At 51.4% G+C, this 17,129-nt stretch carries 13 protein-coding genes; all 13 read right to left on the bottom strand.

The genetic code is table 11. The annotated features are described in order from the left end of the window. Nucleotides 1-67 precede the first annotated feature (67 nt). The 13 genes from ABDW13_RS19510 to wbaP all read right to left on the bottom strand — a co-directional run bounded on the left by ABDW13_RS19510 (nt 68) and on the right by wbaP (nt 16,797). On the bottom strand, nt 68-1,291 hold the full coding sequence (locus tag ABDW13_RS19510) for a glycosyltransferase (RefSeq protein WP_343554199.1): 1,224 nt from the start codon (nt 1,289-1,291) through the stop codon (nt 68-70). A gap of 4 nt (nt 1,292-1,295) precedes the next feature. Next, nucleotides 1,296-2,558: a colanic acid biosynthesis pyruvyl transferase WcaK gene (wcaK, locus tag ABDW13_RS19505; protein ID WP_343554198.1), complete on the bottom strand. Its 1,263-nt coding sequence runs from the start codon at nt 2,556-2,558 to the stop codon at nt 1,296-1,298. A 210-nt stretch (nt 2,559-2,768) separates the two neighbouring features. After that, a complete protein-coding gene (locus ABDW13_RS19500; protein ID WP_343554197.1) occupies nt 2,769-4,979 on the bottom strand; it encodes a phage tailspike protein in 2,211 nt (736 codons plus the stop codon). Between the two features lie 57 nt (nt 4,980-5,036). Then, nucleotides 5,037-6,071 (bottom strand): glycosyltransferase, encoded by a 1,035-nt coding sequence (locus tag ABDW13_RS19495; RefSeq protein WP_343554196.1) that lies wholly within the window; start codon nt 6,069-6,071, stop codon nt 5,037-5,039. Nucleotides 6,072-6,123: 52 nt separating this feature from the next. Further along, nucleotides 6,124-6,876, bottom strand: coding sequence for a glycosyltransferase family 2 protein (locus ABDW13_RS19490; protein ID WP_343554195.1), 753 nt, complete (start codon nt 6,874-6,876; stop codon nt 6,124-6,126). Nucleotides 6,877-6,947: 71 nt separating this feature from the next. Further along, a complete protein-coding gene (locus tag ABDW13_RS19485; RefSeq protein ID WP_343554194.1) occupies nt 6,948-7,862 on the bottom strand; it encodes a glycosyltransferase family 2 protein in 915 nt (304 codons plus the stop codon). Between the two features lie 73 nt (nt 7,863-7,935). Beyond that, on the bottom strand, nt 7,936-9,114 hold the full coding sequence (locus ABDW13_RS19480; protein WP_343554193.1) for an acyltransferase: 1,179 nt from the start codon (nt 9,112-9,114) through the stop codon (nt 7,936-7,938). A 24-nt stretch (nt 9,115-9,138) separates the two neighbouring features. Continuing rightward, nucleotides 9,139-9,840 carry an SGNH/GDSL hydrolase family protein gene (locus ABDW13_RS19475; protein ID WP_343554192.1) on the bottom strand — a complete coding sequence of 234 codons (702 nt, stop codon included), beginning with the start codon at nt 9,838-9,840 and terminating at the stop codon, nt 9,139-9,141. A gap of 30 nt (nt 9,841-9,870) precedes the next feature. Continuing rightward, on the bottom strand, nt 9,871-11,007 hold the full coding sequence (locus ABDW13_RS19470) for an EpsG family protein (RefSeq protein WP_343554191.1): 1,137 nt from the start codon (nt 11,005-11,007) through the stop codon (nt 9,871-9,873). Between the two features lie 297 nt (nt 11,008-11,304). Further along, nucleotides 11,305-13,482, bottom strand: coding sequence for a tyrosine-protein kinase Wzc (gene wzc, locus ABDW13_RS19465; RefSeq protein ID WP_343554190.1), 2,178 nt, complete (start codon nt 13,480-13,482; stop codon nt 11,305-11,307). Between the two features lie 12 nt (nt 13,483-13,494). Next, on the bottom strand, nt 13,495-13,929 hold the full coding sequence (locus tag ABDW13_RS19460) for a protein tyrosine phosphatase (protein ID WP_343554189.1): 435 nt from the start codon (nt 13,927-13,929) through the stop codon (nt 13,495-13,497). 9 nt (nt 13,930-13,938) lie between these two features. Next, nucleotides 13,939-15,069: a polysaccharide export protein gene (locus ABDW13_RS19455; protein WP_343554188.1), complete on the bottom strand. Its 1,131-nt coding sequence runs from the start codon at nt 15,067-15,069 to the stop codon at nt 13,939-13,941. Nucleotides 15,070-15,363: 294 nt separating this feature from the next. Then, the gene (wbaP, locus tag ABDW13_RS19450; protein ID WP_343554187.1) at nt 15,364-16,797 is read right to left on the bottom strand and encodes an undecaprenyl-phosphate galactose phosphotransferase WbaP; all 1,434 of its coding nucleotides are present in this window, start codon (nt 16,795-16,797) and stop codon (nt 15,364-15,366) included. Nucleotides 16,798-17,129: the final 332 nt, after the last annotated feature.

Genomic DNA, 17,129 nt, shown 5'->3' with positions numbered 1-17,129 from the left:
AACACCTGAAGCAATGCGGCAAAACAGGTACTACCAAACAGCCAAACGGCCTGTTTTTTTAATCCGCTCACACCATGCGCTCCAGAATTTTCGCCAGCTCACCGTAAGCGATGTGCTGATTGAACTCGGTTTCCACTTTATGCCGTGCCGCTGCCACAACCGGCGCAACATCGATATCACCGCGTGACAAACGCAGCAGCGTTGCCGCCAGTTCCTCGGCATCGTCTTCTGGCACCAGCCAGCCGCTGACATCGTTCTCAATCAGCTCAGGAATGCCGCTGTGATAAGTCGAAACCACCGGCAAGCCCACCGCCATCGCTTCCATCAGCGCGACTGGAATACCTTCCATATCGCCATCTGCTGCGGTTTTTGACGGCAGCAGGAAGATATCCGCCTCGTTTAACGCCTGGCGAATCTCCTCCTGCGGCTTGAAGCCCGGCATGGTGACGCAATCTTCCAGACCCGCGCGGGCAATGTGCTCGCGCATCATGCCGTCTTGCTCGCCGTTACCGATGATGGTGAACTGGAACTGACCGCCGTTATTACGCAGGATTTCGCTGGCTTTCACCGCCACATCCAAACCTTTTTTCTCGGTCAGACGCGCCACCGAAACGATGCGCAACGGTTGATGGAACGCCGCGCGCGGTTTGAAGTTAAACTTCTCCGGCTCGATGCCCATACGCGTAACATGCACTTTCTCGCGCGGGCAGCCCATCTCAATCAGTTTGTTCTCCCACAAATGGCTGATGGGCAGCATCAGCTCACTCTGTTTGAACAGGTTCACGTAATCGAGTTTGTGCTCCTCGAGAATGTGACGACGCGAGATATCCGCGCCGTGGAACACCGTGGCCTGCTTGCCTTTCAGCACGCCCAATTCGCGCAGTTTGTTCGCCAGCGCACCGGCATAACCAAAATGCACGAGGAACACATCCGCGGTGAAGGTCTGTTTGGCATTGGCGACAATCGCCGGCAGCAGCAGCTTTTTCGCTTGCGCGCCATAACGCCCAACGTTGAGCGATTTGAGCAATGCCGGCTTGGCGATTTTCGGCAGCATCAGCGCGATACGTTGCGTCAGCTTATCCAGATTCGAGACTTTCTCTTCCGGCAGTAAATAGTGGGTTTTCGCTGCCAAATTGTAGTCATCGAACGCGGCGTGGCGATTGATCATATCGCCTGGAAACACGGAGATAATCTCCACGTCGTAGCCTGCGTCGATGAAATGCGTTACCTGATTGAGCACAAACGTCTCAGAGGCAACAGGGAAACGCATGGTGAAAAAGGTCAGCTTCATCACTTCACCCCAGGACGTTGAGAATTTCGGCGGTAATGCGGTTTCCAATCTCACGCTCCTGCGCCACCGCGGTATCAACTTTGTGTTTTACGTTGTCGTAATCAGCCAGCACCGTCTGCACTTTATCGATCAGCGAACCGTCCATTAGGCTCTGCACATCGGTCGCCATTTGCGGCAAGCCGAGTTGCTTCATCACGCCGAGCGATTTGTGCTCGTAGTTGATGGCCACGGCGGGTGTGCCGAAGTTCATGGAGATAATGGCGGAGTGCAGGCGGGTGCCGATTGTCAGATGACAATGGCTTAGCAGGATGCCGAGTTCGAGGTCGTTGAACTCGTCCATGATGACATGGTAATGCTCAGGTTGCTCAACGTGGTCGCGCAGCGTCAGCGCCACCATGCGGTCATCTTTGGCGTAGCTGTCGATGCCGGTACAGGTTGAGAACGCAACAACTTGATAGCCTTCGGCAATCATCGCGTTGATGACGCGGCCAAAAGCGGCTTCATACTCTTTCTGCGTAACGCCGAGACGTTTATCGAACGGCGCCAGTTCACGTACGGTAATGGCGATAGTTTTGCGTGCGCTGATAATTGCCTGCCAGTGCAGCAGGTTATGGCTTGGATTTTCCACTTCACGCGCCTGCACCAGAAACGCGGTATCTACGCCCTTCTTCACTTTGCTGGTGGTCACGCCGTCTTGCTTGAGACGATCGTGGCTGACCTCTTCACGCAGCACCAGGCTGTCGACGCGATCAAACACGAAGTTCGCCAGCGCATTAACGCGTGGGTTCTCAAACGGTCCAACTGAATGCCCGACCATGTGCAGTGGCTTCTTCGCCATCAGCGCACACAGCGCGTGATCGAACTGGGTTACGCCATACAGATCGACGAAGAACGAACCGCCAACCTGAATGATTGCGTCATATTGCGCCAAACTTTTGGTGAATGCCGCGAGATGCGGTGGTACCGAAAACGATTTGTACAGGCCACCTTTACCAAGGTGCGCCATCATAATGTCCGGCATCAGACGATTTGCAACTTTACGCTTCAGGCTGCCAACTAAGCCTTTGCCCGATTTGCTGTTGTGCAGGAACAGGGAATCCTGCTGGATATGTTGCTGCAACAGGTAACCCGAACTGGTCGGATAGCGGCTAATTACATCGATATCTAAATCCTCGCGCGCAGATTTAAGCGAATCAATCAGCCCACGTAAAATCGCGCCATCCCCACGATTTCCACAGGTATGGTTTCCTACCAATAAAATCTTCATAAAAAAACTCCGGAAAAATTTTTGTAATTTTTACAAGCCGCCAATAGCTAACTGGCAAAATGAACTCTGTTTGAAATGACTGCAATGGGAGTAAGCCCCAAAAGTACTTCCTAATTAAAATCAACCTCTTTACTGCACGCCGGCGCGCATGAACGCGCACCCTACAAACGTAGGGCCGCCATTCATGGCGACCGGTTTAACAAAGATGACTTACGACTTCACAGCGAAATACGGCATGGCAACTTGCTCGCCATTAATCACCACAGAAACAAAACCTTTTGGCTCGCGGGTATCTACCTGCTCCGGCTTGAGCGCGCGCGATGCCATCAGCAAATCACCCTGCTCGTTGCCGCCAATACCGGCTTTACCGTTATGCAAACTGAAACGTTGCGGCGCTTGCTGCGCCCCGCTGCCCGGCGTGCCTTTATCCATCACCGCATCCACGCGCGCGCACTGACCAGTGAGGAAGCGGTCTTTCGCCGTGCTCTTGATCAGCACCACGCTGGTTGGCGTCCAGCCCGCTAGCTTGACGAACACTTTGGTGTCGGTATCGGTACGCGGCTCGATGCGCACATCCACCACTGGCGAACTGCCTTCTGCCGACCAACTGGCTTCCGCTTTGTTCTTCTTGCGTTGAACATGGATCACCGCGCGGCCGCCGGTGCCTTTGCCATCAAGCAAATTCATCAACGGCGCATTGGCGGTGCCGTTATTGAATTGAGATTGACCAAACACTTCAATTTCCCAGCTATCGCCCACCGTTGGCGAATAGAGGTTGCCGAGTTCGAACCAGGTTTGCTGATCGCTGTTGTTGGTCAGACGGAAACGTGACGTGATGTAGTTGTATTTCAGGCTGCCATCAATCGCCACGCCGTACGATTCCACGCGTGTGGAACCCATTTCCCAGATGTTGAGCCAGCGCTCGCCTTCCAGCGAGTTATCAATCCAACTGCCTGACTGCAAGTTAGTCTGACGCATATTCAAACGCGAGTTGCGCGCGTTGAGCGGGTTCTTACAATCCTCAATGCTCAGCGCATCGACAATCCACTGGCCGTTGGAGATATCGCCAGGATAATCACTGTGCTCAATCCAGCCGTTATGAATGATCGATTGGCTGCAACGCGGCAGATTCAACACCATGCCGCCTTTACAGTGCTGCGCGTTGAAGTTCGACAGCTCAATCGCGGTGCTGTGATCCCACGCGCCGGCTTTTTGCCCGGACCAACTGGCTTTGATCACATCGCCGGTACAAGCGTTGGCGTACCACTGGTCGATTTTGCAATCCAGCGTATCGAGCAGGCTCAGCGAAACGCCGCCGACATAATTGAAGCGCAGGCAAGCGCCCCGGAAGAACTGGCCGCCCGGACAGGTATTGCGGAACAAACCTTGCTTGTTCGGATGCTTGTCGTTGTTGCCGTTGAAATTCAGGTTGGAGATTTCGGTCCAGCGCGCGTTGACCTGGAACAGGAATTCTGAGCGGCCATCAGACACCAATGTGGTGGCTGGGAAATAGCCGAAGTTGACCATCGCGCCGGAAATGCGGAAGAAGCGGCGGCCTTCGTTGCCAAAATCACATTCGGAGACGAAGAAGGTGCCTGCCGGGAACTGCACGCAGATCTGCTGGCTAGCATCAATCGACCATTGATACATCGCTTTGATTGCCGGTGCCGTATCGGTTTTGCCATCGGCAATGGCGCCGAAATCGAACAGTGTTAAACGGTTGAAATCCTCCACCACGCGACGCCAATGGAAGCCTTTCCCGGCAAAGATCACGCCTTCGTCGTCTTTGGCTTCATCGAAGGTGCCAACGAACTCGCCGCCGCCCACTTCAAAGCCTTCGTGCCAGCTTTTCAGCTTCACTTTGGCCCCGGCAAACAATGGACGCGTTTTACGCAACTCTTCCACCGATGGAATTTCACCAATCAGCTGATAACCGTTTGGCTGCGCCAGACGCTGGCTAAAGTTGCTGGCGTTGGGACGTGACACATCATCGATGGAGAACAGCGTATTGCCTTGCTGATCTTCTACCACCATCGAGTGTGACGGATTGGCGATTAACGCGGCATTATCGTGAATAAATTGCGCAAAGTTGCCCTTGTTCAAGGCAATTGGCTGGCTGATTTGCGAGACCTTTCCGTTGGCATCACGCAGGAAAACCGGAATCTGGTTACCATTTTGGCTGGCATCGCTGCCCGCCTTGCCAATCCACAATTTGCCTTCAAAGTTCTGCCAGAATTGCGGCGGCATGGTGTAGACATTTTCCGGCGTCAAAATCGGTACGTCGCCCGGCGGTACGCTGGCAGGATCAACCGCTTTCAATGCAGGCTGACCACTTTTTGCGGCGTAGCTGGAAAATGCGCTCACCGAGAGCGCGGCAACAATGGAGGAGGCTGCTGTCTGCAAGACTTCTCTTCTTTTCATGCTTCAATTCCCGTGATTAAGCGGCCAAAAAGGATTCCCGAGGCACGATAATTGTCGCTAGACAAGGGCGAGCCAGCTCTGTTTGATCTGATTACCGTCAAACTTAAGCGCTGTTTCTTTGGTCTTGGCACTCATGGCGTAGAACAGGCTGTCATCGCTGGCGAGCTGTTCCATACGCTTGATAAAGGTGGCTTTGTCGTTCATTGGCACCAGGAAGCCATCTTCACCATGATTGATGATCTCCTGCGGACCGGTTGGGCAATCGTACGCCACCACTGGCAGCGACCAGGATTTGGCTTCCAGCAACACCAGCGGCAAACCTTCATAACGCGAGGTCATCAGCGCCATGTCGCTTTCGCGGTAGTAATCGTTGATGTTGCTGACTTTGCCGACGAAGTTGACGCTATTGGTGATGCCCAATGCGGCGGCCTGATCGTGCAATTGCTGGCGCAGTTCGCCGTCACCGGCAATCACCAGCTTCCATTCCGGATGGGTTTTGCTGAAGTCGGCCCAGACATCCAACATCAGGTCGAAGCCTTTCTGGTTATCTAACCGTCCTACCGCTAATGCCTGGCGGCTGCGCGTTTGACGCTGAAACGCCTTGTACACCACCGGATTAGGGATTTGCTGGCTGGCAATGTTCCAGCGGCTGAAAACCTGATGATCTTTATCAGTTAACACGATCACCTGGTCGTAATAGCGCAATAGCAGCCATTTCAACAACTTGATTGGCTTGCTAAAGGAGTTAATCGCGATGTGTTCGCAGGCGTAGGCTTTGAAGCGTTTTTTCTTCATTGCCATCAGATTCCAGAAGGCGAACATCACGCTCAGGCGCCCCATGCTGATCAGAAATACGCTGTCGAAACCTTCCTGATGGATGCTGGCAACGGCGCTTTTAATCGGGTTGCTGTGGCCTTCAAAGCTGACAATCTTCTTCACCCGATCAAACGGATAGAAGGTTTTGCCGCTGCCTTCCAGCGAGTAAATGGTGACTTCGTGCTGCTCGCCGAGGCACTCCGACATAAAGTTGCAGATGTTCTCGGTACCCGCATACGAGTAAGCATCTTTAATTACTAAAACAATCTTTTTCATAAAACGCTTTCCACCTCAAAAGAATCAAAAACACCCATTACGCGGCTGACGCTTACCGATGCTTTAAGGCGAAAAGAACGCCGTTCACCATATACCATGTGTAATAGTAATATACTTTTAACGGATTGTTTTTATAGATAATTCTTAATAATTCGAGGTGCCACTTGGCCGCTTTATTTTTGTTACGCGACAGCGAATCACCCAACTCGTAATAGTTGACCAGGATCTTCTGGATCACGCGGGCTTGTTTGTAGCGGAGGAACAATTCGTAGAGGAACAGGAAATCTTCGTGGCCTTTGCGCTGGAAGAAGATGCCCTGAGGAGGACGGCGGAAACACACTGAAGAGAAGCAGACGCGATACTGCTTCTTCACGAAGTTTTCCTGTTGTAGATAGGGTTTGCTGTAGATGATGTCGTGGTCGGCGGTTCGGGTTTTGTAGTGATATTGCGTGATAACAAAATCGTCACCCGCGGCCATCGCTGCCGCCTGCTCTGCCAGCTTTTCCACGTGCCATTCGTCATCGCTATCGAGAAACGCGATGATCTCTTCTTTGGCGGCGCGTAAGCCCACATTGCGCGTTTCGGCTGCGCCTTGATTCACTTCGTTGTCCAGAATGGTGATACGCGCGTCCTGGCAATGCTCACGCACAAAAGCGAGTGAATCATCGGTGGATTTATCGTTGATCAGGTAAAGATGCCAGTCGTTGTAGGTTTGGTTGATGATCGACTCAACCGCGCGCAGCACCGTGTTCCGCGCGTTATACATCGGCATCACAATACCGATGGTGCCAACATGATTTGTCATTTTTATACCCGGAGTTACAGGAACCAAAAAATTGCCCCCGTTTGGGAGCAAGTGAAAAACGAAAAGTTAAATCAGGAGACGGCTCTGCCGCCTAAGCGCGACTTCACCTTATCGAGCAGGCGATTCATGAAGTAGGCGCGATTGTCACGATTGGTGAGGAAGAAGTAGCGCGCAAAGCTCAGGCTGGCTTGCAGCGATTTACCGTCCATTTTGTAGCGCAGCGGCAACTTGAAGGCTTTGTAGGTATGAATATCACGCGTGGTCAGGTGCGGCTTCATGGTATCGAGCCAGAAGAAGGAGTATTTCACCGACTCGCCTTTGTGCTTGGAACCAAATTTGGTTACCAGATGATAGGTTGCCAAAGGTTTGTCGATCATCACGAACGCGTATCCCATGCGATCAGCACGGATGCAGAAATCGTAATCCTGATGGCGAATGTAGCGGGCATCAAACTTGATCTGCGCGGCATCTTCGCGCTTCAGCACAATGGTGCTGGTCTGAATAAAGCCGTAACAACCAAACAGATATTCCGCCACGGTTTCATTTTTGCCCGGCGGCTGCATCGGCATCACTTTCAAGAAGCTGCCATCCTGATGGATGTTGACCTGGCTGAAGATCACGTAACGCGATTTGCCCTGCGCTTCTAGTTTGTTGATGGTGTCGCTGACGGTTAACAGCTTATCCGGATGCCACTCATCGTCGGCGTCGAGAAAGCTGATAAAGTCGCCCGTCGCCAATTCGATGCCTTTGTTACGCGCGCCGGCACCGTTGAGTTTGACTTCCGACAGCTCCAGTTTGATGGCCAAATCCTGATAGCGCTCACTGCGAACCACTTCGGCCAGCTCGGCGGCGTCGGCCGATTTGTCATCCACAATGATGACTTCAAAATTGCGATAGCTTTGGGCTTTGACACAATCCAGCGTGGTAATAATCGATTTCGACGCGTTATACGCGGGTATGACAATTGAGAAGCGAATGTCCTGCATTACCAGCACCTCATTAAAAAGTTACAAAATCAATGATATAACTCGTGGGCTCAAAAGAATAATGGGTGATGTCCTAATTTGTTGGCGAAGTCTTCATCGCCACTTTCTTCTTGCTGCCGCTGCCAATAAACGGTTTTTCGACGAACAAGTAAGTCAATTTCGCCACATAGAACGAGGCAACAAAGAACAGCGTAGAAAGTAAGGTGTAGAACAGGAATGAATGCGGATAGAGCGATTCCGGGATCTGTTTGATGAAATAGAGCACCACGCCGTGAATCAGATACAGGCTGTAGCTCACCTCACCAATCGACATCAGGGTTTTATTTTCCAGAATGCCGAATACCGAATTGCCGCTGCTAACAATAAAGAAGATCACCGTCAGGCAGCAGAGGAAAATCAGATACCAGAAGGTGTTACTGGTGAAGGAGAGCGCGAACAGCGACAGCAGAATGACTGCGCCACCGGCGAGGCTCGAGGTTTTATAGCGGGCAAACAGATCGCGATATTTATAGGCCATATAACCCATGGCGAAGCCTAGCACCGGACGCGGATCGGTGTAGGTTTTACCCCACAAGCGCAAGCCGACAGCGACGCAGAAAATCGCGCCGATTGAGCCGAGAATCAGCCAGGTTTTGTATTTGCCTTGGGTCGCGCGGTTGATGACGTAAATCAGCGGAATTGACAGATACAGCAGCCATTCCAGGCGCAGCGTCCATTCGACACCGGCGTTGACGTCGGCGGTCATGAAATCGCCAATGCGATAGCTGCCGACGAACAGCAACCACATTACCGCGTCTTTGATCGACGTGCCGTTGATCGCCAGATCGCCCTGCACCAAACCAACCACAATGATGACAAAACCAGAGAACCAGAACATCGGCACGATACGGCGAATACGCCCTTTCAGCAGTTTGCTGGTCAATTGTCCTGGCGTCATGGCTTCGTTATCCAGCCAACGATAGAACAGGAAGGCGGAGATCATGAAGAACAGCAGCACACCAAACTTGCCGGAGTTGACGAAGAAATTACCTTCCGAGAACCAGGCAAAATAGTCTTTATCGAACACCCACTGTCCATTCTGAGAATAGATGTAGTGCGCGAAATGTGAAAACGCCACGATGCTGGCCAGCAACGCACGCATCCCAGAGATACTTTTAATCCCGCTTTCGTTATAAACCCCTTTGTGAAAGGAGAATACGCGGAGAATGATTAGCGCCAGACAAAATGACAGCACCATGATTAATACATACATGTCAGCTCCTGAATCTGAGTTGGGTTAGCTGCTGTGCTGCGAAAAGACGTGATCAAAATTGCTGCTCAAGACTTCGAAGGTTCTTTCTGCTTTCTGTTTATAAAGCATCTCATTGGGGTGAATGCAATCAGGCGACATCTCAGATTGCCAGTCGCGATTTTGCTTAATCACGCTGAATTGCTTCACGATTGGAACCTGTTGCTCTTTAGCCACTTCATTTAATTGATAAACATACGGCCAGACGTTCCATTGTTCGGCTTTACCGCAAATCGGATTCGGTTCCTGCAACACCACCAGCTTGTTATGTGCTTTGGCGCCCTGCACCAGCTCGGTCATGATGCGTTTGTACTCTTGCGGCGTTTCAATGCGCGCACCTTTGTCTTTGAAAAAGTTAATGCGCGCATCGTTAATCGCGTAGTTAATCAGGATCATATCGGCGTCGGATTTCGCCATGCGATCAGACCAATCCATTGGCGTGTTGTCTTCCTTGTAAACCAGCACCGATACCTGCGCGCCCGGCATGCCGTGATTTTTCACTTCGATGTTGTTGCCATATTTGGCGCGCAACATCTGCTGCAAAAAGCTCACTTCATTGTTCTGGCTGATGATGTTGCGCCCGCCGGAGCCTGTGACGCCCGCGGTGGTGGAATCGCCGTAGGCCGCGATAACAAAAGGATGATTGTCAGCCTGCGCCAGTAACGGCGCAGCGCTCAACAAAACTGCCATCAATGTCTTCCGCATATTTCCTCTCAAGGCTTAATGGAACAATTTGAATTCACGAGCAACTTCATAGCCAACAACGGCTTGCTTCAGTGAGATCGTGTTGTAATAGAGGTAATAAACAAGGAAGAAAGCAAACATCGCAAACATCGCGGGTTTCAATACGCGCTTCGACTGATAAATCAGCGAGGTCAAAATAATCGGCTCAACTTGCAGCAGATAGTTCGACAGACGTGCACCCGACGAGTAGTTATAGAAGAAGATCCTGATACCGCCGCCAATTGCGAAGGTGAGGATTAACAGGTAGTTAAGGCGCCACACGTCGTACTGTTCACGCTTAAGCTGATTGCTGAGCATGAAGTAGACAAAGATGAACACCAGCATGATGTTTTTCAGGTTCGAAACCGAAACTACGCTGCCGTCACCGGCATTCGAGGCTTCGTTGCTGTAACCGGCGGCCCTTTCACCCATCGATCCCAGATGTCCGGCAATCAAGGCAATAAACCCGGTTCCGCCCACCACCGACAGCGGCACACTCATGACGATAATCGCCACCGGCCACCAGCGTGATTCGCGGATGAACAGGAACGGAATAATCGTCACCACCATCACGGCGGTGTTGTGGCTGAGGAACGACAGAATAAAGAAGGCAAACGCCCACCAATATTGCTTGAGGTAAATCGTCCAAATCACGCCAAGAAACAGCGCAGAACTCAAACCAAAACGGATCTGGTTAACGTCTTTGTTGATAAAGATGTGCGCGGAGTACAGCGCCATCGCCAATACCGGGTACGGCGACATCTTTTTGAAGAACACGGCGTTGGTCGATACCGCCAGGATACTGAACACAAACAGGAAAATGCTCGCATTGTGCGAGAACAAACTGGTGATCCAGGCGATAGCAAAAATCAGTGGCTCGTAACGGAAGAAGGCCACAGTGTTGAAGAAGCCATTGACCTCAATACGGCGGACGAAGTCGGCAAAGAAGCTGCGATATTGGTAATCGTCCATGCCGGTGCCCAGCCCGCGAATACCGGAGAAGACAATCAGCGTCACGGTGGCGATGCACAGCAGATAAAACAGAATGTGAGTAGTGCGTTCGTCTTTTTTCAACAGGATTTCAACTAACGCGAGCAGCAGTAAAAACCCTGATAAATACCAATATGGAGCCATGGTGTGATTCCTTAATTCCACAAGTTCTCATGCCAACAGTGGCTGGCGCTGAAGTGCTTCCCTTTCAGCGTGTCGCGCAAATTCGCCACCTTAAGTCGCGTGCGGACATTAGCTATGTTGATGATGAATTCTGCTGATTAACGCGCGCATTAGTGGCTTATTTTGGCGTCACAGAGAGAATCACCTGTGCAAATCGTTGCGTGTCGTCATTCAAACGGTGCCATAAAAAGGGGCGGTAAACCGCCCCTCTTCCACCGGATTACCCAGCGTCATTAATGATGCTCAATGACGGGTAAATTAACTTTTGGTTGGTTTGCCATACTCGTAATCGTAATAGTCGTAACCATAACCATAAGCATTAGCAGCTTTACGAACCACGGCGTTCAGAATCACACCTTTGATTTCAATGCCGTTTTGCGCAAAGCGCTTGTAGCTGACATCCAACTCTTTCGGGGTGTTGGTTTCGAAACGCGCCACCATCAACGAGGTACCGGCCAGTTTACCGATGATGGATGCATCGGTTACCGCCAGAATCGGAGGCGTATCGATTAACACCAGGTCGTAGTTCTTGCTCGCCCAATCCAGCAGCTCACCCATGCGACGATGCATCAGCAACTCAGATGGGTTTGGTGGCACCTGACCGCGTGGCAGGAAGTCAAAACCGTAAGCCCCTTTCTGAATCAGCGCCGGGCTAAATTCAGTTTTGCCCGACAGCACATTTGACAGACCGGATTTGTTCTCGGCGGCCAACAGTTCGTGGGTATAACCACGACGCATGTCACCATCGATGAACAGCACGCGTTGACCGGCTTTTGCCACCAACGTTGCCAGGTTGGCACAGATAAAGGTTTTACCAATTCCTGGGCTGGCACCGGTAATCATCAGGATGTTGTTTTTGGCTTCCATCATCGCGAAGTGCAGGCTGGTACGCAGGCTACGAATCGCTTCGATGGACAAGTCAGTTGGGTTACCCAATGCCAGCAGCGTATCGTGCGGATCGGTTTTCAACTTGTTGCCGCGACGCGCCAGCGCTTCAGTATCTTTCTTACGCTGCCACTCTGACAGCGGTACGCTGGCGTAGACGTTCATGCCCAGCTCTTCCAGCTGATCCGGGTTCTCGATACCGTGATGCATCAGCGCTTTCATCAGCACGACACCGACCGAAATCATCAAACCGAGAATGAAGCTGGCAGCGATGATCAGCAGTTTTTTCGGTGCAACCGGGCTGTTGCCGGTTTCTGCGGTATCGATGATACGCACATCACCGACGGTACTGGCTTTACTGATACCCAGCTCTTGCTGACGGTTCAGCAATTGCATGTAGATTTCCTGGCCAGACTGCACATCACGCGTCAAACGTAAGATCTCTTGCTGCGTTTGTGGCATCTGAGAAATCTTTTTGTTCAACTGCGCCTGCTCACCTTCCAACGTTTTGCGTTTTTCCAGCAAGGCGCGATAAGTCGGGTGATCTTTGGTGAACAACTGAGACACTTCAGCTTCACGGAAAGTCAGTTCGTTCAGCTGACTTTGTACGCTGACGGAAGAATCCAGTGCAGATTTCGCTTCGAGTGACAGGTCAACCGATTCGTTCTGGCGACGGTAGGTATTCAGCTTATCTTCTGCTTCATCCAACTTGCCACGTACCATTGGCAGCTGATTGCGCAGGAACTCGAGGCTCTTCTCTGCCTGCTCAGATTTACGTTGCACGTTCTGCAGCAGATAGTTGTCGACGATTTGGTTCAGCACTTTGCTGACCTGAACCTGGTCTTCACCCAGATATTCCAGGCCTAATACGCCAGTGTCTTTACCTTTATCGGCCACGGTCAGATTCGCCAGTACCGAGTTGATCGCTTGCAGATCGTTCAATTTGGTAACGCTGAAGCTGGTGCCGGTATCGGCGTTAATGCCGCTCACCAGCATGGTGACTTCACCGTGCGACTCCAACTGGCCAACTTTACCTTTGAACAGCTCGTCGCCATCCGCTGACACGGTATATGAATCCGGGCCAGTGACTTCCAGTTGAACGGTACGCTTATCAATTGTGCGTGGAATTTCCAGGCGTGAGATCGCCACGTCTGACGGCTTATTGCCCATCAGGCGCGACAAACCTTTACCAATCACCGGGAAGTAGTTCTGCGTTACCACGGTATCCAGACCGAGGTCGTTCACGGTTTTGCCGATAACCATACGTGATTCCAGAATCTGGATCTCGGTATCGGAAGCCGGGGTTTGCGGGATAATACTGTCCAGTTCATTCAGAACCGAGCTGGTATTTTTCTGCTCAACCTGTACTAACGCATCAGAGCTGTAGATCGGTGTAGCAAACAGTGTGTAGAGCGTCCCCACCAACATGAAGAAGGCGGTAACGGCAACAATGATCCAGCGATGATCAATCAGCTGTCCCACAAGATGCGCCAGATCCCATCCATTCGAATCTTCTTTTGGCGCGGTCATAACCTTGTTTTTGATATTCATGGATATTCCCAACTATCGGCTTAATACGTTGACCCATTTCTGGGTAGCGTTTTCCAGTAACCCGTAGACCTCTTCAAAGGCCTCGCGACTTTTTTTGTACGGATCCGCAATTTCCTGTTGGTTGAGCCAGTGCCCAAGCAGCATGGTTTTTCCGCGAGCGGCTGGGTCGATGCGATTTACCTGCTCAACGTGACGCTTTTCCATTACCAGAATTAGGTCATAGTCACGGCACATGCTGGCCGTTAACTGTTGCGCCTGATGGCCTTCGAGCGACACGCCGTGTTCGGCGGCCACATCCAGGGCAGTTTGATCCGCCGGATAACCTTTCAGAGCGCCAAGCCCTGCCGAGGCAATCCGGGTTTCTGGTAGTGAACGCTGAAACAGACGCTCCCCGGTTGGGGAGCGGCAAATGTTGCCAACGCAGACGACTAACACGGACTTAATCATGGCTAAACCTTAGTTCGACCAGTTACGGAAACGAAGCGCCGCGGAGCTGGCATCGTCAATTCCGACGATGGTCGGCAGCAGGCTTGAAATCACACGGTTCCAACGGGTAAGAGGCGTTGCGGTGACGTAGACAATGTCGTACGGCTCCAGTTGGAATTCAGTACCCATCACCATTGATGCCGCATCTTTGGTATTCAACTGATAGATGTTGGCAATCTTAGTGCGGTTCGCGCCGCGAATCGGACGAATGACGAACACACCGGTGGCATCAGAGGTGGTTTGATCCATACCCTGCGAGTTGCCCAGTGCTTCGGCCAGCGTCATGCCGCTACGGTCCATCTTCAGCGTTGACTGCTGTTTCACTTCGCCCATGACGAAGACTTTCAGATCATCGTTACGTGGCACGTAAAGGATATCGCCCGGATAGAGCAGATGGTTCTGGCTCAGGTCGCCGTTTTGCATCAGCGCCTGCAGCGAGAGACGGTTTTCTTTGCCGTTGTGCGTCAGCACCACGTTGCGCCAGTCAGCGTCGGCCGCTAAACCACCGGCGGCGTTGACGGCATCAAGCACGGTCAACGGTACGTTGGTGATTGCCTGCTGGCCGGAGGTGGTTACCGATCCGGTCACGTAGGCTTTTTGCGAACGGAACGCGGCAACGTTGACGTCAACCTGCGGGCTCTCAATGAACTGTGCGAGGCGACGCGCAACTTCGGTACGGATCTCGGTCACGGTACGACCGGCGACGCGTACTTTACCAATGTATGGATAGAAGATAGTGCCATCGGCCTGAACCCAGTTACCGGTGTCACTGGCGCTACGATACTGACCGGCCGGTGTGGTCAACTCTGGGTGATCCCAGACGGTAACGTTCAATACGTCACCCACGCCAACGCGGTATTCGTAGCTTTGAATTTCGGTTTGCAGCGCAGGGTTAGCTTGCGCGATTAACGGCTTCGGACGCATCTGCTCGACCAGACGCGGCGTCAGCGGGAAGACGTTTACATATTTGTCGATGTCATAGTTGCTATCCTGTTGCTCTATAACATCTTTTCCACTGGTGGAAAGACTCGAACCCGGTTCAATGGTACATCCGGAGAGAAAGGCTGCGGATACCAATAAAGGTATCAATTTAATTTTCATTATCATCTGATTCTTCGCTATCAGTTAATGATTGATAGAGGCGAAATCGCCCGCTGTGTAAGCGTCTTACAAAAAATATTGTGACGGGTTAAACACTGAAACTGTGGGTCATTATTATGCGCTCCCTTGGTTTTATGTTGTCACCGTGTCAAAAGACGACATCAAGTAAAGTGGGTGATTCATTCGTCGGCAAATACCCCACTCTATTTAGGCTCAGGGCAGTTGTTATCACCACCTACCCAGCACCGGCGTTTTCAGGCCGGGACAATATTTCGTCCCCTGCCCTGCGGTCTATCAATAGGCGCCGTCTCGTTTAAGCACAACGCCAACCGTCTTAAATAGAATCGCGATGTCATTCCACAGCGACCAATTCTTCACATACCACGAGTCGAAATAGACGCGCGTTTCATAGTCAACGTCATTACGACCGCTAACCTGCCACAATCCCGTCATGCCTGGTTTCGCCATCAGGTAATAATCGACATCACCGGCATAACGGCAGAGTTCATCTTCAATTACCGGACGTGGGCCAACCAGGCTCATGTCGCCACGTACCACGTTCCACAGCTGCGGCAGCTCATCCAGACTGGTTTTGCGGATGAAGTGACCGACTTTGGTGATACGCGGATCGTTTTTCAGTTTGAAGTCTTTATCCCACTCGGCGCGTGCGACCGGATCGGTACGCAGCACCTCTTCCAGCACCTCTTTCGAGTTGATCACCATCGAGCGGAATTTAAGGCATTTAAATTTGCGGCCGCTGAGGCCAACACGTTCGTGTCCGTAGATTGGCGGCCCACCATCGCGTCCGACCATAAAACCGAGCACCAGTAACGCCGGTGACAACGCCAGGATGATGCTCAAGGCGCCAACAATATCGAATGCGCGTTTCAGGAAGCGCGAAGTGCGTTTCGCCAGATTGTTGTTAACACGCAGAATCATTACTTCGTGGCTAAAGATGTAGGCCATGTCAGTACCGTACAGCGGCACGCCACGCAATGTGGGAATCACTGAAACCGAACGGCAATTGTGCATCGCCAACATTTTTAGCCAGTTGTCGCGGTGTTGGCTCTGTTCGAACTCGACCGCCACGATGAATTGGGTTTCGCTGTTGGTCAGCTGCCACAACTCTTGTTCATTGTGCAGCACCGGTACACCCGAAATGCTGGCTTGCGGGCAACTGCCATCGACATCGAAGAAGGCGATTACATCAAAACCCATCACCTCTTCGCTTTGCAGTGCCTGCCAGGCTTCCTGCGCGTTACGGCTGCTGCCGATGATGATGGTTTGCTTCTTCCACATGCCGTAATGATTCAGTACGCGTTTAGAGATAGCGCGTGCCAGCGGCAACAGAATCAACGCTAAAATCCAGGTGGTGACCCAAACAAAGCGCGACATCTGCCATTGTGAAAGTGCTGAAATTGACAAATCAATGACAGAGAAAATAAGAATGGTACGAAATATCTCTTTGAGCTCGAACCAGAATGGTTTGCGATAAGTATAATGACGCAGGCGAACCCAGAACCACCCTACGCAAATAACCGATAGAGCAATGTGTGTGGCTATTTTTAAATGCAGGTATTTTTCAGATATATCTGCCAATGGAGAAGCGGTGAAGGAATTAATCAGCGACATAGCAATAAATAATGCCGCGTTGAAACAAATTAAATCCGAGCACGCCAGTAAAATTTTGGTCAGAAGACTTTTATATGTAATTTCGTTATCGCGCATATTTAACTCTTTTATATTATTTCCCTAATCCCTAACGCCTCGGCCCTGTTTAATAAATGAGCGTTATATTCGCTGCATTTTTTGAGGCTATCTGCGGCAAATTCTCTGGAGGAAAAACCAATTCTCGCTTTAGTAAGCAAGATAATTACGATTAATACCAACAGATAAGTCTGACTTCCCTTGCCACAGTGACAGACGTGTTAACCCAGAAAAAAGCGCTTCAGGCACGCTACCGCCCTTGGCTGTCGCTGCCAATACCGCTTTCGTCATCCTATTTACAGCCTGTTTTATGCGGCATTTCTGAGCTAATTACTGGCCGTGGTCCGCGTGCG

It is taken from the genome of Pantoea sp. (genome assembly GCF_039594315.1).
Taxonomy (GTDB): domain Bacteria; phylum Pseudomonadota; class Gammaproteobacteria; order Enterobacterales; family Enterobacteriaceae; genus Pantoea.
Note: the sequence above shows the minus strand (reverse complement) of the source record. Positions and strands in the feature narration are given on the sequence as shown.